At 67.9% G+C, this 20,597-nt stretch carries 22 protein-coding genes and 1 pseudogene; 10 read left to right on the top strand and 13 right to left on the bottom strand.

Features of this window, described 5'->3' with window-relative positions; translation table 11 throughout:
* Positions 1-15 precede the first annotated feature (15 nt).
* Positions 16-456, bottom strand: a complete 441-nt coding sequence (locus ACZIYR_RS06300) for a hypothetical protein (RefSeq protein ID WP_483528600.1) — start codon at positions 454-456, stop codon at positions 16-18.
* Positions 457-553: 97 nt separating this feature from the next.
* On the opposite strand from ACZIYR_RS06300, the gene ACZIYR_RS06295 reads away from it, so the two are divergent.
* The gene (locus tag ACZIYR_RS06295) at positions 554-2,635 is read left to right on the top strand and encodes a S9 family peptidase (protein WP_483528599.1); all 2,082 of its coding nucleotides are present in this window, start codon (positions 554-556) and stop codon (positions 2,633-2,635) included.
* An 83-nt stretch (positions 2,636-2,718) separates the two neighbouring features.
* Here the strand turns inward: ACZIYR_RS06295 and ACZIYR_RS06290 are convergent, their stop codons facing one another.
* From ACZIYR_RS06290 to ACZIYR_RS06255, 8 genes and pseudogenes are all read right to left on the bottom strand, one after another.
* The gene (locus ACZIYR_RS06290) at positions 2,719-3,561 is read right to left on the bottom strand and encodes a hypothetical protein (protein WP_483528598.1); all 843 of its coding nucleotides are present in this window, start codon (positions 3,559-3,561) and stop codon (positions 2,719-2,721) included.
* Positions 3,562-3,823: 262 nt separating this feature from the next.
* Positions 3,824-4,285: a YcgN family cysteine cluster protein gene (locus ACZIYR_RS06285; protein ID WP_483528597.1), complete on the bottom strand. Its 462-nt coding sequence runs from the start codon at positions 4,283-4,285 to the stop codon at positions 3,824-3,826.
* Positions 4,286-4,540: 255 nt separating this feature from the next.
* A complete protein-coding gene (locus ACZIYR_RS06280; RefSeq protein ID WP_483528596.1) occupies positions 4,541-4,852 on the bottom strand; it encodes a YcgL domain-containing protein in 312 nt (103 codons plus the stop codon).
* Positions 4,849-5,976, bottom strand: coding sequence for a ribonuclease D (gene rnd, locus ACZIYR_RS06275; protein ID WP_483528595.1), 1,128 nt, complete (start codon positions 5,974-5,976; stop codon positions 4,849-4,851). Before rnd ends, ACZIYR_RS06280 begins: the two co-directional genes overlap by 4 nt.
* Positions 5,977-5,997: 21 nt before the next feature.
* A complete protein-coding gene (gene recR / locus ACZIYR_RS06270; RefSeq protein ID WP_483528594.1) occupies positions 5,998-6,603 on the bottom strand; it encodes a recombination mediator RecR in 606 nt (201 codons plus the stop codon).
* Positions 6,604-6,624: 21 nt separating this feature from the next.
* Complete coding sequence (locus tag ACZIYR_RS06265) at positions 6,625-6,951, bottom strand: YbaB/EbfC family nucleoid-associated protein (protein ID WP_473032906.1); 327 nt, start codon at positions 6,949-6,951, stop codon at positions 6,625-6,627.
* 39 nt (positions 6,952-6,990) lie between these two features.
* A pseudogene (dnaX, locus tag ACZIYR_RS06260) lies at positions 6,991-8,975 on the bottom strand (DNA polymerase III subunit gamma/tau).
* Between the two features lie 387 nt (positions 8,976-9,362).
* The gene (locus tag ACZIYR_RS06255) at positions 9,363-10,289 is read right to left on the bottom strand and encodes a LysR family transcriptional regulator (protein WP_483528593.1); all 927 of its coding nucleotides are present in this window, start codon (positions 10,287-10,289) and stop codon (positions 9,363-9,365) included.
* Positions 10,290-10,399: 110 nt separating this feature from the next.
* Between ACZIYR_RS06255 and ACZIYR_RS06250 the strand changes: the two genes are divergently transcribed.
* From ACZIYR_RS06250 to ACZIYR_RS06215, 8 genes are read left to right on the top strand one after another with little or no spacing between them, the layout of a single operon-like run.
* Positions 10,400-11,770, top strand: a complete 1,371-nt coding sequence (locus tag ACZIYR_RS06250) for an aminotransferase family protein (protein ID WP_483528592.1) — start codon at positions 10,400-10,402, stop codon at positions 11,768-11,770.
* The gene (locus ACZIYR_RS06245) at positions 11,767-12,468 is read left to right on the top strand and encodes a CoA transferase subunit A (protein ID WP_473032902.1); all 702 of its coding nucleotides are present in this window, start codon (positions 11,767-11,769) and stop codon (positions 12,466-12,468) included. The genes ACZIYR_RS06250 and ACZIYR_RS06245 overlap by 4 nt, the downstream gene beginning before the upstream one ends.
* Entirely contained in the window at positions 12,458-13,111 is a 654-nt protein-coding gene (locus tag ACZIYR_RS06240) for a 3-oxoacid CoA-transferase subunit B (RefSeq protein WP_473032901.1), read from the top strand. The genes ACZIYR_RS06245 and ACZIYR_RS06240 overlap by 11 nt, the downstream gene beginning before the upstream one ends.
* The gene (locus ACZIYR_RS06235; protein ID WP_483528591.1) at positions 13,111-14,394 is read left to right on the top strand and encodes an ArgE/DapE family deacylase; all 1,284 of its coding nucleotides are present in this window, start codon (positions 13,111-13,113) and stop codon (positions 14,392-14,394) included. Before ACZIYR_RS06240 ends, ACZIYR_RS06235 begins: the two co-directional genes overlap by 1 nt.
* Positions 14,391-15,581 (top strand): acetyl-CoA C-acyltransferase, encoded by a 1,191-nt coding sequence (locus ACZIYR_RS06230; protein ID WP_483528590.1) that lies wholly within the window; start codon positions 14,391-14,393, stop codon positions 15,579-15,581. Before ACZIYR_RS06235 ends, ACZIYR_RS06230 begins: the two co-directional genes overlap by 4 nt.
* A 41-nt stretch (positions 15,582-15,622) precedes the next feature.
* Positions 15,623-16,276, top strand: a complete 654-nt coding sequence (locus ACZIYR_RS06225; RefSeq protein ID WP_483528589.1) for an amino acid ABC transporter permease — start codon at positions 15,623-15,625, stop codon at positions 16,274-16,276.
* Entirely contained in the window at positions 16,273-16,995 is a 723-nt protein-coding gene (locus ACZIYR_RS06220) for an amino acid ABC transporter ATP-binding protein (RefSeq protein WP_483528588.1), read from the top strand. The genes ACZIYR_RS06225 and ACZIYR_RS06220 overlap by 4 nt, the downstream gene beginning before the upstream one ends.
* A 57-nt stretch (positions 16,996-17,052) precedes the next feature.
* Complete coding sequence (locus ACZIYR_RS06215; protein ID WP_483528587.1) at positions 17,053-17,853, top strand: transporter substrate-binding domain-containing protein; 801 nt, start codon at positions 17,053-17,055, stop codon at positions 17,851-17,853.
* Positions 17,854-17,931: 78 nt separating this feature from the next.
* On the opposite strand, the gene ACZIYR_RS06210 is transcribed toward ACZIYR_RS06215, so the two are convergent.
* Positions 17,932-18,237: a hypothetical protein gene (locus tag ACZIYR_RS06210; protein WP_473032894.1), complete on the bottom strand. Its 306-nt coding sequence runs from the start codon at positions 18,235-18,237 to the stop codon at positions 17,932-17,934.
* A 182-nt stretch (positions 18,238-18,419) separates the two neighbouring features.
* Between ACZIYR_RS06210 and ACZIYR_RS06205 the strand changes: the two genes are divergently transcribed.
* Positions 18,420-18,791, top strand: a complete 372-nt coding sequence (locus tag ACZIYR_RS06205) for a P-II family nitrogen regulator (protein WP_483528586.1) — start codon at positions 18,420-18,422, stop codon at positions 18,789-18,791.
* A gap of 158 nt (positions 18,792-18,949) precedes the next feature.
* On the opposite strand, the gene ACZIYR_RS06200 is transcribed toward ACZIYR_RS06205, so the two are convergent.
* The 3 genes from ACZIYR_RS06200 to ACZIYR_RS06190 are packed head-to-tail and all read right to left on the bottom strand — an operon-like array spanning position 18,950 to position 20,583.
* Positions 18,950-20,080, bottom strand: coding sequence for a hypothetical protein (locus ACZIYR_RS06200; RefSeq protein WP_483528585.1), 1,131 nt, complete (start codon positions 20,078-20,080; stop codon positions 18,950-18,952).
* Positions 20,081-20,116: 36 nt separating this feature from the next.
* Positions 20,117-20,419 (bottom strand): hypothetical protein, encoded by a 303-nt coding sequence (locus ACZIYR_RS06195; protein WP_483528584.1) that lies wholly within the window; start codon positions 20,417-20,419, stop codon positions 20,117-20,119.
* A 2-nt stretch (positions 20,420-20,421) separates the two neighbouring features.
* On the bottom strand, positions 20,422-20,583 hold the full coding sequence (locus tag ACZIYR_RS06190; RefSeq protein WP_483528583.1) for an IS1096 element passenger TnpR family protein: 162 nt from the start codon (positions 20,581-20,583) through the stop codon (positions 20,422-20,424).
* Positions 20,584-20,597: the final 14 nt, after the last annotated feature.

The following is a 20,597-nucleotide window of genomic DNA, read 5'->3' as shown; positions in this document are numbered from 1 at the left end:
GCCCATGGGGGCTCCCTAGCCGATTACCGGCTCCCGGCGCTCGCGCGGCTCGCGGGATCGTCCGCCGTCACGGCCATCGCGCCCTTCATCATCCATATCACGATAGGTATCCTCCGGGCGAAAGGCCCACCACTGGGCCAGCCCCAACGCCACGCCCAGCAACGCCCCGGCGGCGACCAGCAGGCCCGAGGTGGTCAGTACCGGGGTGTTGCGCTCGAGAAAGGCGACAGAGGCCACCACCAGGGCCGGCGCCATGCCGGTGTAGAACTCCCCCTCTTCCACCAGCGGCAGGCGAAAGCGCGTGGGCACCCAGAGCATGCCCGCCACGGCCCAGGTAATCGGCAGCCGTAGCAGACGCGGCATGAAGGCCAGGCCCAGGTAGCCGGTCAGCAGCACAATCAGCGACAAACCCAGATAGGTCAGCCATAGTAGGGACATCGAATCAGAAGTCAGCATCGACACCTTCGGTAACACCTCCCGGTAGCATCACGCCGGCCATCCGGCCGGTTCGCGACGAATGGAAACCCTTGTCTATTATGGTACACGCCACCCAATGAAAGCACAGCCGCCGAGTGAGACTGCCCCGACACCTCAGCCAAGCGAGACACCGGTCGAGCGCTTCCGGCGCCCCGATGACCCGGCATGGCACTGGCTGGAACACCGCGAGGATCCCGAGGTCGCCGCCTTCCTCGAGGCCGCCAACGACGAATCCCGCGACTGGCTGCATCCCCTGGCCGATCTAGTGGAGCGCCTTTACCACGGCCACCTGGCCCGCCGGGATCTTGCCGTCCATGGCCTGCGCAGCGCACTGGACCATTACACCTACTGGAGTGAAACCGCCGTTGAGGCGGACTATCCGGTCTGGTGGCGTCACCCTAATGGCGCGCCCGATGCGCCCGAACGAATCCTCGACCTGCAGGGGCGAGCCGCCGGGCATGCCTTCCTCGACGCCGGCGACATGGCGCTCTCGCCGGATGAGCGCTGGCTGGCGTGGACCGAGGATACCAGCGGCGATGAGCGCTTCTCGCTCTACCTCAAGCGGCTGCCCGATGGCGAGGCCGTCCGACTGCTGGAGGAGATCGGCCCCGAGCTGACCTGGGCCGAAGACAACGCCACCCTGCTGTTCACCCGCTTCGATGACACCCAGCGCCCCGACAGCGTCTGGCGCCTGCGCCTACATGAGGGCAGGTGCTGCGAGGAGGCCCTGGTCCTGCGTGAGCAAGACCCGGAATTCTGGCTGGGGCTAGGCAAGACCCGCTCCCGTGAGTGGCTGATCGTAGAGAGCGCCTCCAAGGATACCAGCGAGTGCCACCTGCTCCCCGCACGCGCCCCAGACACGGCGCCGCGCTGCTTTCGCCCCCGGGAAAGCGGGGTCGAATACGGTATCGATCATCGCCCCGGGCACTTCTATGTGCTGCACAACCGGCACGCCGTCCATTTCCGCCTCGACACGGTACGGGAGAACGCCCCCGATGCCGACTGGCGCCCGCTGATCGACCACTGCAGCGAGGTCACCCTGGAAAGTGTGGATGCCTTCGCCTGGGGGCTGGTGGTCGGCGAGCGCGACCATCGGCAGGCCCAGGTGCATGTGCGCATTCTCGAGCTGGATGCCGAGCACAGCGTCACCCGCGACCAGCGGCTGGCGCTACCGGAGGTTCCCTGCAGCCTCGCCCTGGGGGATATGCCGCACTTCGACAGCCGGCGGCTGCGACTGCGCGAGGAGTCTTTCGTTCTGCCACCGCGCTGGCAGGAGCACGACCTGGACAGCGGCGAGCAGCGGCTGATCAAGGCGCAGCGTATCTACGGTGACCTGCCCCCCGAATCGCTGTGCTGCGAGCGCCTCTGGGCCCAGGCCCATGACGGCGAACGCATTCCCGTCTCGGTGGTGATGCGCGCCGACCTGGCAGGCCACCCGCTACCCACGCTGCTCTATGGCTACGGCGCCTACGGGGAGGTGCTCGACCCCTGGTTCTCGGTCGCCCGCCTGGAGCTGCTGAATCGCGGCGTGGCCTTCGCCGTGGCCCATGTGCGCGGCGGCGGCGACCGGGGCGAGCCCTGGTACCTGGCCGGCAAGCTGGAGCACAAGCAGAATAGCTTTCGCGACTTCCTCGCCGCTCGAGATGCCCTGGTGGAACAGGGCATCAGCGACGGTGAACGGATCGCCGCCTACGGCGCCAGCGCCGGCGGGCTGCTGGTCGGCGCCAGCCTCAACCTGTCGCCTCAGGCTTTCTGCGCCGCGGTGCTGGACGTGCCCTTCGTCGACGTACTGCGCACCATGGAAAATCCCGATCTGCCGCTGACCACCGCCGAATACAGCGAGTGGGGCAACCCGGGCGACCCCGCGGCGCATCGACACATCCGCAGCTATTCACCGCTGGACAACCTCTCGCCTCAGCCCTACCCCACGGTCTTCCTGCAGGGGAGCTGGCACGACACCCGGGTGCCCTACTGGGAGCCGGCCAAGCTGTACGCAAGACTGACCGAGCTGGGTACCGCGCGAGGGCCGGTGCTGCTGCATACCGACATGGAAGCCGGGCACGGCGGCGCCTCGGGGCGGTTCAAGGCGTGGCATGAGAATGCCCGCCAGGACGCCTTTATCCTCTGGGCCTTGGGGGTTGAGCCGCGGCAGAGCTGACAAGCCCCCACGAGAAAGCGGGCTCGACCTTGGCCGAGCCCGCTTGACGCTATCCGAACAGCGTCTTAACGCTCTGGCAAAGCTCAGACACTGCCTCCGCCAGCACCCCCTCCAGGGCCACCGCCAGCGCCGCCACCAGAGCTACCTGAGCCCCCGGCACCACTGCCTCCTGCGGAGCCACCGCTGCCAGAACCACCACCGCTTGAGCCGCCGTTACCGGAACCGCCCCCGCTGGAACCTCCGCTGCCGGAACCTCCGCCAGCACCGCCACCACCGGCACCACCACCGGCACCGCCGCCTCCGGCGCCACCGCCTCCGGCACCACCGCCGCCACCGGCACCACCTTCTCCACCACCGCCGATGCCGTTACCGTTGTCGCCGTTGTCGCCGTTGTCGCCGTTATCGCCGTTATCGCCATTGTCGCCGTTGTCGCCGTTGTCGCCGTTATCGCCGTTGTCGCCGTTGTCGCCGTTATCGCCGTTGTCGCCGTTATCGCCGTTGTCGCCGTTATCGCCGTTATCGCCGTTGTCGCCGTTATCGCCGTTATCGCCGTTATCGCCGTTATCGCCGTTATCGCCGTTGTCGCCGTTGTCGCCGTTATCGCCGTTGTCGCCGTTACCGTTGTCGCCGTTGTCGCCAGGCCCGGGATCCACTGCGCCGACCGTAATGGCCTCGCCATCGCCTCCACCAAAACTGCCAACACCGCCGATGGCCCCACCGGCACCAGTAGGCGGCAGTCGACGCAGCAGCAGATCCAGCTCTTCGTCGGTCAGCACCTCGCCCTCGTTGATCAGCCGATTGAACATCTCGGCCAGTTCTTCATCGCTGACTGTGCTCTCCCAAGACGGCTGCGTCTCCGCCAAGGCCCCCATCGATGTCAGGGTCCCGAATGCCACCGCAAGGCTTAGCACCTTGTATCGCTTCATCGCTCGTCCCTCCATGATATCCCCCACCGCACCACGGGCGCCGCCAAGTGCCCATGTAATATGCAATCACTGAAACCAACAAACTGTTACAGTAGTCACAAGCATCGCAATGAAACAAAGAAGCCGCCATCAGAAGGTTGGATGAAAGTGATGGCCCAGAGTATTAAGCTGAAGCGGCAGGGACGAGATGAAAAAACTGCTACTCGCTGCGGTACCGGTAGCAGTCGCGGAGAGGCCCTACAGGTGGCCTAATGAAAGTCCGTTAGTCCTCGACGGGTAGAATGGCAATGATGTGCTCTTCCAAGCGCTCCTCGGAAACGTCGCGCCTGGACACGGCGAAGCTACGCACGCTGATGCCCTTGCGGTGGACCCGCTCGGGGTCGCCCGAGAGCAGCGGATGCCAGCGGGCCAGCTTGCGCCCTTCGGCGACCCGGCGATAGGCGCAGGAGTGCGGCAACCAGCGGAAGTCGTCGATACGCTCAGGCGTCAGCTGGGTGCAGTCCGGCACCCGCGAAAAGCGGTTGGCGTAGTCGCCGCAGCGGCAGCTGGAAATGTCCAGCAGTTCGCAGGCCACGTTGAGCACCGCCAGCTCGCCGGTGTCATCGTCCTGGAACTTGAGCAGGCAACACTGGCCGCAGCCGTCGCACAGCGCTTCCCACTCCTCGATGGTGAGCTCCTCGAGGGGATAGTGCTCCCAGAAGCGTTCTCTCATGACGTCTCCCATTTATCCTGCCATCTTGCAGAAGCGACGACGGGGCTGTTCCGGGGACAAGCCTGCGAGAGAGGCGCTGTGAATACCTCCCTGTACGCTACCGATGCCCTACTGCGCTCTCGCGTCCCGCTCCACTTGCAGGTCCGGTGCTGGCCATCCATGGCCAGCCCGTTCGAAGCAATGCTTCTCCCCCCTGGCATAGGACCTCCTCTTCGGCTTGCCCCCGGCGCCCCTTACCACCGGCAGTAACTGCCAAGCTCAGCCAGTTCAATAGCGCGCCTCGGTGGGAGTGCGATAGAGGTCCAGCAGGTACTCCTCCTTGGCGGGGGGCATCTGCAGGTAAAATCCCTTGTCGCGGATCGCCGCCATGACATCGGCGGCCTTGGCGCGGCCCAGGCGCTTGTCGGCGGTCAGGATCAGCGTCATCGTGGAGAGCGGCTTGCCGAAGCGCTCCAACAGCGCCTCGGGGACCTCGGCGAGCCCCTGGCGCTTGTCCACGTAGAGATACATCTCCTCCTTGCGCGCACTCTTGAAGACTTCGCACAGCAGCTTGTCACCCTGCATCCGATCGTCACTCATGCCGACACCTCTTCCAGAGCCTGGGTCAGGCCCGCATTCAGTCGTTCACCACGCCAGCCACCGGGCAGCGGCAGCGGCTCGCCCTCCAGCTCGGCGATCACCAGCGCCTCCAGGTCGCGGCGACGCAGCAGCACCTCGGCGGCCACGCCCAGGCGTTCCGCCTCGGCGGCCACCACCCGCTTGAGCGCCTTGAGCCGCTTCTTGAACTCGGGCTCCATGGGTGACGGCAGGGGCGCCGGCAGCGCTGCCGCATCACATTGCCGGGCCTGCTCGACCAGCGCCAGTAGCGTATCGCCGTCGCGCTTGATCAGGCTCGGCTTGATGTCGTCGACGCCGGAAAGCGCATAGCGACTCTCCGGCATACGCTCGGCAATGCCGTAAAGCACGCGATCATTGACCAGCCAGCCCCGCGGCAGATTGCGCCGACGCGCCTCACCTTCCCGCCAGGTGGTCAGCCTGCGATAGGCCTCGATCTGGACAGGAGTGAGCCGCCATAGCTGACGATGGCGACGGTACCACTGGCCGTCGGCCTCGGCGCTGCGCAGCGCCTGGGCAACCAGCTCACGGCAGTCCGCCTCGAGCCACGCCATGCGCCCCAGCCGCTCCAGCGCCTCGCGCTGGCACTGCCATACCTTCAGCAGAAAGACCACGTCCAGCGCCGCGTATAGGCGCTGGGAGTCGGAGAGCGGCCGTACCAGCCAGTCGGAGCGGGTCTCGTCCTTGGGCAGGGTCTCCCCGGTCCAGTGGGCCACCAGGCGCTGGTAGCCCATTGCCGGGTCGTCGCCCAGCAGCGCCTGGGCGATCTGGGTATCCACCAGCGGCGCCAGCGGCACGCCGGCCCAATGGGCGAACACCTCCAGGTCCTCGCTGCTGGCGTGCAGCAGCTTGAGCGGCCCTTCGCCGAGCAGGCGCCGAAACGCCTCGGTGCACGCCAGCGCCTGGGGGTCGACCAGGTAGGCGGTCTCATCGGCGGCAAACTGGATCAGCGCCGGCACCGGATGAAAGGTCTTCTCGCGGAAGAACTCGGTGTCCACGGCCAGCACGTCGGCGTCGGCCACTTCAGCGCAGGCGGCATCCAGGGCCTCGGGGGTATCGATCCAGCGTATCTCGGGGGTCAGGGTCATGCGGTTATCCGGCTAGGGGCGTCAGTCGCCGCGAAAGGGCAGGCGACCATTGAAGGCGCGGCTGAGCGTACCGCCGTCGACGTATTCCAGCTCGCCGCCCATGGGCACGCCGTAGGCCAGACGGGACAGCGTAATGCCCTGGGGAGCCAGCTGGGCGGCGATGTAGTGGGCGGTGGCCTCTCCCTCCACCGTGGGATTGGTGGCGAGGATCACCTCTGTCACGCCGCCCTCGGCGACCCGCGATTCGAGCAGATCGAGGCCGATATCCTCCGGCCCGATGCCGTCCAGCGGCGAGAGGTGGCCGTGGAGCACGAAGTAGCGGCCGTGAAAACCGCCGGCCTCCTCGATGGCCAGCTGGTCGGCCGGCGACTCCACCACGCAGAGCAGCGAGTCGTCGCGGCGGGCACTGGTACACAGCGCGCAAACCTCCTCTTCGGTGAGGGTGCGGCAGCGCCGGCAGTAGCCGACCTGCTCGAGCGCCAGCCCCAGCACCTCGGTGAGGCGTCGGCCACCGTCGCGATCACGCTCCAGCAGATGCATGGCCATGCGCTGGGCGGTCTTGGGCCCAACGCCCGGCAGCACCCGCAGGGCCTCCATCAGTCGCTCGACCAGGGGGGAAAAACTCATTGGCAGCCTGTTTCAGCCGTGTCAGAAGGGCATCTTGAAGCCCGGCGGCAGGTTAAGCCCGGCCGTCGCTTCTTCCATCTTGGCCTTGGAGTTGACCTCGACCTTGCGCACGGCGTCGTTTACCGCGGCGGCCAGCAGGTCCTCGAGCAGCTCCTTGTCCTCTTCCATCACGCTCGGGTCGATATCGACCTTGCTGACGTCATGGCGACCGTTCATGGTGACCTTGACCATGCCGGCACCGGCTTCGCCGGTCACTTCGGCCTTGGCCACCTCCTCCTGGGCGCGCTGCATCTTTTCCTGCATTTCCTGGGCCTGCTTCATCAGGTTGCCCATTCCACCTTTCATCATGGGAATATCCTCTCGGCTGTGGATTCGTCGCTGTGGTCATCAGGCCGGCGGCGCAACGTCCGCTGGCTTGACGGTAGATGTGATCAGGCGCGCCCCGAAGGCTTCCTGAAGCTGACGTACATGAGGGTCGCGCTCGAGGGCCGCGACCGCCAAGGCGTGGCGCTCGGCGGCGATGCGCTCGGCGAGCTGCCGGGGCGTCTCCACCTCCTCGGGCAGCGGCCCCACGTTGATCTGCAGCTGGCGGGGCACGTCGATCGCCGCCAGGGCCTCGCGGATGCGCCGCTCGTGCACCTCGGCATTCATGGCGGCCTGGGAGGGGTCCAGGCGCAGCGTCAGCCGGCTGCCGTCATCGGCTTCGACCACGCAGTGGGCCGCCAGGTTGCGGGTGAGCCCGCCGAGGCCCAGCGCCTCGAACCGCGCCAGCCAGTCGGCGTGGGTAAAGCGGCCGGCGGGGGCGTCACCGCGCTCCGACGGCGCCTCCGGCGCCGGACGAACCGGCTCAGAGGCGGTCACCGTCGACGCAGGAGCGGATGGCGGCGCCGGGTGTTCGGGAACGGTCGGCAAGGCAGCGGCCTCGGGCGACGCAGCGGGCGCCATGGCGCCAGGCGAAGGTTCACTCTGGGCGTGCACAGCGGCCACCTTCGGCGCGGGTGAAGGTTCGGGGGCGGATGCCGCTTCAGGGGGCGCAGGGGGGCAGCCTCCTGCTGCGGCGAGGCCTCCCATGGCGGTGGCGCATCGTCCTCAGCCTCGGCGGGGGCTGGCGTGGCCGGTCCGGCGCCGGTCGCGGGCGAGGGTGTCGCCGCGGGTGGGGGCGCCGGATCGCCGGCGGCCGTGCCGCCTTGCTCGGCCGGCGTCGCGCCCCCCTGGCCCTCAGGCGCCCGGCCGCGCAGCGGCAGCGGTGTCTTGGCCGGCTGCGGCACGCCCTGGGGGCGAAATGCCAGCATGCGCAGCAGGGTCATTTCCAGCGCCGTGCGCAGATCCGGGGCGTTGGCCATGTCGCCGCGCCCCTGAATACCGATCTGGTAGTAGAGCTGCACGTCCTCGGCGGTGAAGCGCGCGGCGAGCGCCAGCAGCGCCTCGCGATCCCCGTGGCCGTTGTCCACCGCATCCGGAACCATCTGGGCCACCGCCAGGCGGTGCATAACGCCGGTGATATCATCCAGCACGGCGGCGAAGTCGGGCCCCTGCTCGGCGAGCTGGGCGACCTCGGCCAGCACCCGGGGGGCGTCCACCTCGGCCAGCGCCTCGATGAGCGCCAGCACGTGGCGATGGTCCAGGGTGCCGAGCATGGCGGCCACGTCGAGGTGGCGCACCTGGCCCTGGCCGAAGGCGATGGCCTGGTCGGTGAGGCTCATGGCATCGCGCATGGAGCCGTCGGCGGCCTTGCCGAGCAGCCACAGGGCGCTCTCCTCGAAGCCCACCTCCTCGGCCTCGAGCACCCTGGCCAGGTGGTCGACGATGCGCTCCGGCGGCATGTTCTTGAGGGTGAACTGCAGGCAGCGCGACAGCACCGTGGCGGGCAGCTTCTGGGGATCGGTGGTGGCCAGCAGGAACTTCACATGGGGCGGCGGCTCTTCCAGGGTCTTCAGCAGCGCGTTGAAGCTGCTGGTGGAGAGCATGTGCACCTCATCGATGAGGTACACCTTGTAGCGCCCCTGGGTCGGGGCGTACTGCACGTTGTCGAGCAGCTCGCGGGTATCCTCCACCTTGGTGCGCGAGGCGGCGTCCACCTCGATCAAGTCGACGAAGCGCCCCTCGTCGATGGCCCGGCAGCTGTCGCACTCGCCGCAGGGCGTCGAAGTCACCGCCTCGTCGCCGTCGCCCTTGGCCGTGCAGTTCAGGCACTTGGCGAGAATCCGCGCCAGGGTGGTCTTGCCGACGCCGCGGGTGCCGGTGAACAGATAGGCATGGTGCAGGCGCCCCTGGTCCAGGGCGTTGACCAGCGCGCGCTGGACATGCTCCTGGCCAACCAGCTCATGGAAGGTGCGCGGCCGCCACTTGCGGGCCAGTACCTGATAGCTCATGCAGCGCGGAATCCTTGCAGCGGTGATGGAGGGACCTTGGCGTCCGGGCGTGCCCCACGCACCGGCCGACGGCAAACCCCCATTCTAGCGACTGGGGACAGCCGCGGAAAGCACGCCGGGGCCAATGGCAGGGTTATCGCAGTCACGGAAAGCGAGGGGCGCTGGGGGCAAGCCGAAGAGGAGGTCCTGCGCCAGGGGTGAGGAGCACTGCTCCGAACGGGCTGGCCATGGATGGCCAGCACCGGACCTGCGAGCGAAGCAGGACGCGAGAGCGAAGCAGGGCGCCGGTAGCGCCCAGGGAGGGGTTCACAGCGCCTCCACGCAGGCTTGCCGACAGTCAGCCCGGAGCGATGCAAGCTATCTGCAATAGCCCTGGGACCAATGGCATCAGGCTTCACCGCTCTCCGGGACATAGTCGGCCAGCAGTGCCCTGCCCCGCCGACGAATGAACTCCAGCGCCCGCGCCTGTTTCCAGTCGTCACGGTAGACCAGGCCGAAGCTGAACGTCATGGCCGGCGAGAAGGGCCTAATCACCACTCCGTCGCGGGGCGCGAGCTGATCCCGGGCGGTGACGGGGTTCATCACCGTGATCCCCACTCGATTGGCCACCAGCGCGGCAATGGTGCCGATATTGGCCTCGGTCTTGCCGGCAATATGGACGCCGTGCCGGGCGACGAGATCGAGCAGAGGGTTCGTACCGAGACTCGGCTGGTTGCTGATCACCAGGTGCTGGTCGCGCAGATCCTCGACCTCGACCCGCTGGCGCTCGGTCAGGGCATGCCCCTGTGGCAGCAGGCACACCGCCTGGGTGGTCAGCCACGGCTCGACCTGCAGCAGGCGCGAGGTCACCGGCAGCGTGACGAAGCCGATATCGGCATGGCTCGACTCCACCGCCAGCTGCACCTCGTGGCTGGACATCATGTCGAGGCTGATGCTGAAGCGCGGATTCTCCTCCAGCAGGGCTGCCACCAGGCGCGGTACGAAGCCGAACGACAGGCCGGGAATGGCGGCAATCCGCAGCCGCGAAGTGCCGAACTCCTTGAGCGCCAGCACGCTGTGGCGCAGCTCCTCGATATTGCCCATCAGCCGCAGGATCTCGTCATAGAGCTCGCGGGCCTCGGGGGTGGCGATCAGGCGATTCTTCTCGCGCAGGAACAGCGGAATGCCCAGGTTGCGCTCCAGCTGGGCCAGCGAGCGGCTGACCCCGGACTGGGTGATCCCCAGGGTGCGCGCCGCCTGGGAGGCACTGCCCGCCTCGAACAGCGACTTGAAGATCGCCAGCGCCTTGAGCGAGTGAATGGTCACATCAGCCATGACTTTTACTCATCGAATTCCGTAAAAACATCATATATTGAAATATGTTGTCGCCGCTACCTAGACTGCAACGAGTCTCCCAACGCCCATAACGACAAACGGAAGCCTCGATGACCGACTCCCCGCTGTTCTACCAGGCCGGCCCGGCCCTGCCGGAAGTCAGCCACGCCGACGGCGTCACCCTCTGGGACACCCAGGGCAAGGCCTACCTGGACGGCTGCTCCGGCGCCATCGCCTGCAACCTCGGCCACGGCCGGCTGGACATTCGCAACGCCATGCTCGACCAGCTCGACCGCGTCGCCTTCACCTACCGCACCCAGTTCGAGAGCGCCCCCGCCCTGGCCCTGGGCGAGGCCCTGGTCGCGATCACCGACAATGCCCTGGAGAAGGTGTTCTTCGTCTCCAGCGGCTCCGAGGCGGTGGAATCGGCGCTCAAGCTGGCCCGTCAGTACGTCGTGGCCGCCGGCGAGCCCCAGCGGCGCCGCTTCGTCTCCCTGCGTCCCTCCTACCACGGCAGCACCCTGGGGGCCCTGGGGGTCACCGGCTACCGGCCCCTGGAGGCGCCCTTCGCCGAGATCACCCAGGCCTCGCTCAAGGTGCCGGGGCCGGACTTCTATCGCCACGCCGACGCCGACGACGACGCCCACGTGGACCGGGTGCTGGCCGAGACCCGCGCGACCCTCGAGGCCGCCGGGCCCGAGTCGATCATCGCCGTCGTGCTGGAGCCGGTGGGCGGCGCCAGCACCGGCGCCCGGCTGCTCGGCGAGCGCTACCTCAAGGGCATCCGCGCGCTGTGCGACGAGTTCGGCTGCCTGCTGATCCTCGACGAGGTGCTCACCGGGGTGGGCCGCACCGGCAGCTGGTTCGCCTACCAGCACTATGGCATCACCCCCGACCTGCTGGTCACCGCCAAGGGGCTGGGCGCCGGCTACTACCCGGTAGGGGCGCTGCTGGCCCGGGCCGACATCGTCGAGGCCGTGATGGCGTCGGGCGGCTTCCAGCACGGCCACACCTATGCGGGTAACCCGCTGGCCTGCGCCACAGGCCTGGCCGTCATCGAGGCGATCCGCCGCGAAGGGCTGCTGGCCAACGCCCGGGCGCGCGGTGAGCAGCTCGGCGCCGGCCTGCAGGCGCTGGCCGAGCGGTACGCCTGGGTCGGCCAGGCGCGCGGCCTCGGCCTGCTGTGGGGCCTGGAGCTGGTGGCGGACCCCGACACCCGGGAAGCCTTCCCCGCCGAGCAGAACCGCTTCGCCCAGATCACCGCCCTGGCCAGGGAGGGGGGCCTGCTGATCTACCCCCGCCGCACCCTGGACGGCGTGGCCGGCGACCACTTCCTGGTCTCTCCGCCGCTGACCATTCGCGCCGACGAGGTGGAGGTCCTGCTCGAGCGGCTGGGCCGCGCCATGGCGCACTTCGACCGGGCGCTGGCCGACGAGGCGACCGTCTCGGCACCGCGCCCCCAGGAGGTACGCGCCTCATGACCCTGCTTACCGAAAAGGTCTGTCATCTGGAGGCGGCCATCGCCGCCATCCCCGAGGGAGCGACGATCATGGTCGGGGGCTTCGGCTCGCCGGGCACGCCCTTCGCCCTGCTCGACGCCCTGCTCGAGTCCGGCCAGAGCGGGCTCACCCTGATCAAAAACGATGCCAACGAGCCCGGCATCGGCATCGGACGGCTGATCGAGGCGGGCCGGGTCAAGCGGCTGATCACCTCCCACCTGGGGCTCAACCGCACCGCCATCGAGGCCATGAACGCGGGACGGCTCGAGGTGAGGTTCCACCCCCAGGGCCTGCTGGCGGAGAAGATCCGCTGCGCCGGCGCCGGCCACGCCGGCTTTCTCACCGATATCGGCCAGGGCACCGAAATCGCCGAGGACCGCCAGGAGGTGGAAGTCGACGGCCACACCTGGGGCATTGAGCCGGCCCTGCATGCCGACGTCGCCCTGGTCCATGCCGAGCGGGCCGACCGCTACGGCAACCTGATCTATCGTGCCACCGCCAGCAACTTCAACCCGCTGATGGCCATGGCCGCCGACACCGTCATCGCCCAGACCTACCGCCTCGACGCCCCGGGCGAGCTGCCCATCGACGCCATCCACACCCCCTGCGCCTTCGTCAGCCGGGTGGTGCCGGTCGACCGGGCCACCAGTGAACAGGGAGTCCGCCCCCATGGCCTCTGATACCCAGCGCATCCTGGCCCGGGCCGCCCGGGAGGTGATCCCCGGCCAGATCGTCAACCTCGGCATCGGCCTGCCGACCCGCCTCTTCCACTACCTGCCCGATGAAATGGAGGTGCTGGTGCACTCGGAGAACGGCGTGCTGGGCTGCCGCCCGCACCGCGACGGCGAGGCGCCGGACCACGACATGATCGACTCGGGCGGGACCTATATCACCACCCGCCCCGGGGCCAGCGTCTTCGACAGCGCCACCTCCTTCGCCATGATCCGGCGCAGCCGGGTCGACATCACCTTCATGGGCGCCTTCGAGGTGGACGCCGCGGGCAACCTGGCCAACTGGAAGATCCCCGGCAAATTCTCGCCGGGCATCGGCGGTGCCATGGAGCTGGCCCAGAAGGTCAGGCGGCTGGTGATCCTCTGCTCCCACAACGACAAGCACGGCCACCCCAAGGTGCTCGAGCGCTGCCGCCTGCCGCTGACCGCCAGCGGCTGCGTGTCGCGGATCATCACCGACAAGGCGGTGCTGGACGTAACCCCCGAAGGCCTGCAGGCGGTGGAGATCGCCGAAGGGCTGAGCGTTGCCGAACTGCGCGACGCCACCGCCGCCAGGCTGATCATCGACGAATCACGGCTGGGGAGATTCTGATGCTGGACACCACCGAAAAGCGCATCGTGGCCGCCTGCGATGCGCTGATGGACGACACCCTGGAACTGACCCGGGATCTGGTACGCGGCTACAGCGTGCTGGGTCAGGAGCACGGGGCCCTGGACACCATGGAGGCCTGGCTCGAGCGGCTCGGCCTGCCGGCGACCCGGGTGCCGCTGGACGCCCCGGGCCTGGCCGACCACCCCCGCCGGGCACCCACCGAGTGGGCGAGCGCCGGGCGCTACAACCTGGTCGCGCGGCTCAACCCAGAGGCCCGCGGCCCGCACCTGGTGTTCAACGGCCACCTGGACGTGGTGCCCGCCGAACCCGTCGACATGTGGACCCGCCCACCCTGGGAGCCCTGGCAGCAGGACGGCTGGCTCTACGGCCGCGGTGCCGGCGACATGAAGGCGGGCATCGCCGCCATGGTGATGGCGGTGGCGGCGGTGCGCCGTGCCGGGGTTGCCATCGACTTCCCGCTGACCCTGCAGACGGTGATCGAGGAGGAGTGCACCGGCAACGGCGCCCTGGCCTGCCTGCACCAGGGCTACGGCGGCGACTTCGTGCTGATCCCCGAGCCCTTCGGCGCCCGAATCCTGAGCGGCCAGGTGGGCGTGCTATGGTTTCGCATGCGCCTGGACGGCGTCCCGGCCCACGTGCTGGACACCGCCGCCGGTCGCAACGCCATCGAGACCCTGCAGCACTACCTGCCGGCACTCAAGGCGCTGGAGGAGGAGATCAACGCCCTGCCCCGCCCGGCGCCCTACGCGGATCACCCCCACCCCTTCAACCTCAGCATCGGCCGGGTGGAGGGCGGCAACTGGGCCTCCAACGTGCCGGCCCATGCCGTTCTCGAGGGGCGCGTCGGCTTCCCGCCGGGCATGACGCCAGATGCGGTCATGCAGCGGGTGCGCGAGGCCATCGCCGCCCGCCACGCCGAACTCGACGACGCCACGCCGCCGCCCCGGGTCAGCTTCCACGGCTTCCGCTCCGAGGGGCACCTGGTCGACCTGGACACCCCCGGCATTCGGCTGCTCTCGGCCTGTCACGAGGCGCTGCTCGGCGAGCCGCCGGCCCACTACCTGGCCACCTGCACCACCGACTTGCGCGCCTTCCACGTTGCCGGGGGGATCAACGGCACCTGCTACGGCCCGGTGGCAGAGCGCATCCACGGTGTCGACGAGTGCGTGGAGATCGACTCCATCCGCCACGTGCTGACCACCTACGCGCTGTTCCTCCACCGCTGGGGACAGCAGGCCACGCCACAGGAGCCGAGCACATGAGAGACGCCTATCTCGTCGACTACGCCCGCAGCGCCTTCAGCCGCGCCCACCCCCGCAAGCCGGAGGTGGACGCCTGGGCCGATACCCGCAGCGACGCCCTGCTGGCCGCCGTGATCGACGCCCTGCTCGAGCGGGGCGACCTCGACGGCGCCGCCGTGGAGGAGCTGAGCGTCGGCTGCGCCCTGCCGGTGAAGGAGCAGTGGAGCTTCGGCGGCCGCTACCCGCTGTGGCTCGCCGAACGCCTGGGCGAGCGGGGGCGCGGCTGCGCCAGCCGCCAGATCGACCAGCAGTGCGGCTCGGGGCTCGCCGCCCTGCGCAGCACCGCCCGGGAGATCCAGGCCGGCGCCATCGAGGTCAGCCTCGCCGGCGGCGTCGAGAACATGACTCGCGTCCCCATGGGTCCGGCACTCTTCAAGGAGGGGGTACTCACCAGCCCCGCCGCACTGCGCCAGGCACCCTGGCTCGAGCTCGACGTGGCGCTGAACATGGGCCTGACCGCCGAGCGCCTGGCCGAGGCCGCGGGCATCGAGCGCGAGGCCATGGACGCCTTCGCCCTGGCCTCCCACCAGCGGGCCGGCGCCGCCGACGCCGCAGGGCACTTCGACGGCGAGCGCCTGACGCTGGCCAACGCCGAGGGCGAGCGCATCGCGCGAGACGCCACTATCCGTGCCGACACCGGCGCCGAGCGACTCGCCGGCCTCGACCCGGTGTTTCTCGAAGGCGGCCGGGTCACCGCCGGTAACAGCTCGCCGCTCACCTCCGGGGCCGCCGCCGCCCTGCTGATGTCCGGGGAGGCCCTGGCCCGCCATGGCGCTACGCCCCTGGCCCGAGTGGTGGGCATCGCCGACTGCGGGGTCGAACCCGAGCGGATGGGCGCCGGGGCGGCCGCCGCCATTCGGCGCGTGCTGGCCCAGGCGGGCCTCGCCGCGGCCGACATCGACGCCTGGGAGATCAACGAGGCCTTCGCCGCGGTGCCGCTGCACGCCATGGGCGAGCTGGGATTGGACCCGGCGCGGGTCAACGTCTGGGGCGGCGCCCTGGCGCTGGGCCACCCGCTGGGCGCCACCGGCATCCGCCTGGCCGGCACCCTGGCACGCCTTCTCCAGGCGCACCGAGGGCGCTACGGCTGTGCGGCCGCCTGCATCGGCGGCGGCCAGGGCGTTGCGATGATCCTCGAGCGCTGCTGACGCTTCCGCCGCTTCATACGACCCCTACAAGGAATCCAACAATGACGTCGTTTCTTCAGGACTTCTTCAACACCTATCCCGCCTTCCTCCAGGCGGCCTGGATGACCCTGCGCATCACCGGCATCTCGCTGGGGCTCGCCCTGGTGATCGGCCTGGTGTTCGCCCTGATGAAGGTCTCCGGCATCAAGGCGCTGAGCATCCTCTACAACGGCTACGTGGGCATCATCCGCGGCACCCCGCTGATCGTGCAGATCATGTGGCTCTACTTCGGCATCACCCACTTCGTGGTGCTCTCCGCCTTCTGGGCCGGCACCATCGCCCTGGCCATCCACAGCGGCGCCTATATCGCCGAGATCTTCCGCGGCGCCATCCAGTCGGTGGATCGCGGCCAGATGGAGGCCGCCCAGTCGCTGGGCATGAAGCGGGGCCTGGCGATGCGCCGCATCATCCTGCCCCAGGCCTTCAAGCGGGCGATTCCGCCCATGGGCAACCAGTTCATCATCGGGCTCAAGGACTCCTCGCTGGTGGCCTTCATCGGTATCACCGAGATCTTCAGCCTCTCCATGGACAACGCCGCCGTGACCTTCAAGCAGCTCGAGTTCTACACCATCGCCGGCCTTTACTACCTGGCCATGGTGGCGCTCTTCACCTATATCCTCAGCCGCCTCGAGAACCGCATGGATACCGCCAAATGATCAACGTGACGAACCTGCACAAGTACTTCGGCGAGCTCCACGTGCTCAAGGGCGTGGACCTCACGATCGAGCCCCAGGAGGTGGTGGTGATGATCGGCGCCAGCGGCTCCGGCAAGAGCACCCTGCTGCGCTGTCTCAACTTCCTGGAGGTCAAGGACGAGGGCCGCATCGTCTTCGACGGCCGCGACATCGACCCGGCGACCACGCCGCTCAACGCCTACCGCGAGCACGTGGGCATGGTCTTCCAGCACTTCAACCTCTTCCCCCATATGACGGTGCTGGAGAACGTCATCGAGGCCCCGGTCCACGTCAAACGCACCCCCAGGGCCCAGGCCATCGAGCAGGGCCAGGCGCTGCTCGCCAAGGTGGGGCTGGCCGACAAGGGCGACGTCTATCCCGAGAAGCTCTCCGGCGGGCAGAAGCAGCGCGTGGCCATCGCCCGGGCGCTGGCCATGGAGCCCACCGTGATGCTGTTCGACGAGCCCACCTCGGCGCTGGACCCGGAGCTGGTCGGCGAGGTGCTGGACGTCATGAAGGGCCTGGCCGCCGACGGCATGACCATGGTGGTGGTGACCCACGAGATGGGCTTCGCCCGCGAGGTGGCCGACCGGGTGGTGTTCCTCGACGGCGGCACCATCGCCGAGCAGGACGACCCCGAGACCTTCTTCAAGAACCCGCAGCACCCCAAGGCCAGGCAGTTCCTCAGCCGCGTGCTGTAAGTCAACCAGGCCATACGGCCTATCACCAGCAACACCACACGATCAGGAGAGATAACAATGACAACCCACGATGCCACCCAAGGCGCCTTCGCCACGCCGCTGGCCACCCTCTTGGCCGCCGCCGGCACCCTGGCGGTAGCCGCCGGCCTGACTCTTTTCCCGGCCGGCGAGGCACGGGCGGAACAGGAGACCTTCACCTACGCCATGACCGGGCTCTACCCGCCCTTCAGCTATCGCGAGAACGGCGAGCTGGCCGGCTTCGACGTGGAGATCGGCCAGGCGCTGGCCGACGAAATGGGCATGCGCGCCGAGCCGGTGGGCAACCCCTGGCAGACGCTGATCGCCGCCCTGCGCTCCGACCGCTTCGACGCCATCATCGGCAGCATGGCGATCACCGAGCAGCGCCTGGAGCAGGTGGACTTCACCGCCCCCTACTACCGCTCCGGCGCCCAGGTATTCATCTCGGCAGACAACGAGGCACTCACCGAGGTCGAGGATATTCGCGGCAAGACCCTCGGCGTGCTGGTGGCCAGCAGCTTCGCCGATGCCGCACGGGAGTACAGCGACGACCTGACCACCTACACCGACGACGTCACGGCGCTACGCGACCTCACCGTCCGCGGCCGGGTGGATGCGGTGATCACCGACCAATTGATCGGCGAGAACGCCATCCTCAACGCCAACCTGGCGGTGCAGCCGCTGGGTGAGCCGATCTATGTCGACAACATCGGCATTGCCGTGAACAAGGGCAACGACGAGATGCTAGCGCGCCTCAATGAGGCCCTCGCCACGATCCAGGAAAACGGCACCTACGCCGAGATCAGCGAGCACTACTTCGGCCGCGATATCTCGCAGTAAGCCAAGAGGGACGGAAACAGCGCGGGGAGGCCACTGGCCTCCCCGCTGTCGTCGTCCGGCTCGCGCAGCATCGCTCCATCAGGCGCAGTCCGCGGCACCCTCGCCGAACATGTCGAAGAGCAGTTCGCGGCCCAGACGGGTCAGCACGAAGCGATCATACTCGTTGAAGGAGGCCGCCTCGCTGTGCTCGAGCACCTGCTGGCAGGTGCGCCAGTCGTCCGAGGCCTGACCCAGCTGCCGCAGGGCGCTGCGGTCGAGACCGCGATGGGGGATCGTCACCGTCTCCAGGACATGGCCGTGATGGTAGAGCAGCACCGCTACGTTCGAGAGGCACTGGCGAAGGCTGCGCTGGATACCGGCCGTGGTGGATGTATCGATGGTCATGGTCCGCCTTTCCCCTTTCGCAAGCATTTGCTGCGGCGCATTATACACCAAGGTCTATATGCGACCAAGGTCGATAGCCGCGACCGGGTGTCGCAAGCCTGCCCACTTCGCCATGACAGGCCATTGGCATCGAGGCTTGATCTTTATCATTAACGCACTCCCAAGGCGTCACCAAGACGGCGATGGCCTTCAAGCTGATCATCCTGATGGTCGACGAGGGCAAGACCGAACAGGCCATACCCGTCTCTCGAAAAGCGGGCGCGACGGGGGCCACCATCATCGGCAACACCCAGGGCCAGGGCCTCGAGCAGCATTTCGGCCTATTCGGGCTGGAGATCCTCAGCCCACGCAACGTGGTGCTGATCCTGGTCGAATCGCGGCGCTGCGACAGCGTCATGCAGGCCATCGTAAAAGCCAGCGGGTGGACGACAGCCTCGAGACCGGCATTGCCCTCGAGCTGGACGTCTGTCGCGCCCTGGGGCTCAAGGAGCATATCAAGAAGCTGTCAGAGCAGCGTCCCCTGGCATGACTTGACGGAGCCAATCTGCCCATAAGGCCTGCTGCTCGGAGGTCTTGGCGTTGGGGAAGTGGCACGATGAACCCGCTTCGCCAAACGCGTCCTGACGGCGCCCCGATCCGTGAATATCATCGACCGTTCGAGAGCCGGTGCGACCATCAGACTGCAGACGCCGAGAGCGAGGCTGCTCAGCAGTCACGGCAATAGCCCAAGGCGCTGCAGCTGTTCGAGGAAACGCCCCTTGCGCCGATGCTCGGCCACTATCCTGTCCAGGCGCTCCTCGAAGGCGGACTGCTCGCCGCGTTCGATGGCCAGCTCATGCAGGTCCGCAAGCAACCCGGCGGCTATCTCGTAACCCTTGGGCTGCCGACGGCCGATCTGGCTCAGCGCTTCCTGCCAGGCTCGCTCGCCCAGCCTGGCCACCTGGGCCATTCGCTCCCGACGCTGCTGCTCTTCTGCCGCTGCCTGCTCCGCTTCCCGGCACGCCTTCTCCGCCAGATAGGCCTGGCGATGTCGCTCGTGAGAGGCATCGGCCTGTATCTTCAGCTCGGCCACGCTGCGACGCGGCGGCTGATCCGCCTGACCCTGCTGGCGAAGACGACGCTGCAGCTCGGCGGCCACACTGCCATCGCCCTCCAGCAGGCGCCGCAACAGCGAATCCTTTTCCTGCAGGGGAAGGGAGGCGACAAAGCCCTCGACCTCACTGCCGGCAGGCGCCTTCTCGCCGGACTCGGCCGCGGCCTCCACCAGCATGGGATCGAGCGCCATGAACTCGGCCAGCGCCTGCTGGCCGGGGGTCAGGGGACCGATGCCCGGCAGCGGCTCCAGGGCCTCTTCGCGGATATAGCCGAGCTGCACGGCCCACAGCCAACAGAGGTAGAACAGCCGCAGGTCACCGGAGAGCAGCTCCTGGCGTACCCCCGCCAGCGCCCCCATCCAGCCGCTGCCATCGTCGAATTCGTCCCAAGCGGCCTCTTCATCGACTTCGGCATTGATATCGATCAGCCAACCTTCGGGCGTCTGACGAACCTCCAGCAGATCACACTCATCCAGCTGGAAGGCGTCCAGCTCCGTCAGGGAGAGTGCCGTCCTGGGCAGTCGAATCAGCAGGCGTCTTGATCCCCAGATCGCCACATAGACATGCAGGTCGAAGTAGCGCTGCAGCAGCCGGGTGGGGTCGGCCTTCAGATTGCCCCACTCGTAGTGGTTGGTGAAGCCGGTTGCCGTGATGCGCGCCCGGCTGGAAATCGCTCTCAGCGCCCGCTGGTCATCTACGCTCAATGGCCGGTCCACGGCCAGGAATTCGTAGTACTGGTACTCACTCATAGTTTGCTGTAGAGGCTCCTGGCAACGAGTTCGGGATTATCTACCCAACCAGTCGAAGCGATAATCGGTCATGACCATCTCGGCGGCACGATCTTCCTTGAGCGTATCGCCAGGCAGGGCCTCACCGCAGAACGGGCAGTGGCTGATGCCGATGGCTGCGCACCAGAGGGTATCGCCCTCCTGCTCCAGCATATGGTAGGTATTTAGATCTTCTTCCGTCGCCGTGCGCTCGAAGTACAGGCACCAGCGCCAGTGCCGACTCTCTTCGAGAAAGTTGGCGGCCAGGCAGACATGCACGCCTTCTGCCGGCATGTTGTCGCACGAGTGTTGGCGGCCCACGCTCATTTCCGATTCTTTTCCCTCTCGGCCTGCAGCGCCTGCATCAACTCCTCCTGGATGACCTCGTGCAGGCGGTGCAGGTTGATCTGCTCCGGCACCAGTACGCAGCGCCAGACCAGGGGATCGGTGTCGAGCAGTTCGATACGCAGGCGAATATCAGGCATGGTGAAGGGGGTTA

Source organism: Billgrantia sp. NRB1 (genome assembly GCF_056921725.1).
The sequence above is the reverse complement of the archived record's forward strand: the minus strand, read 5'-3'. Positions and strand labels throughout refer to the sequence as shown.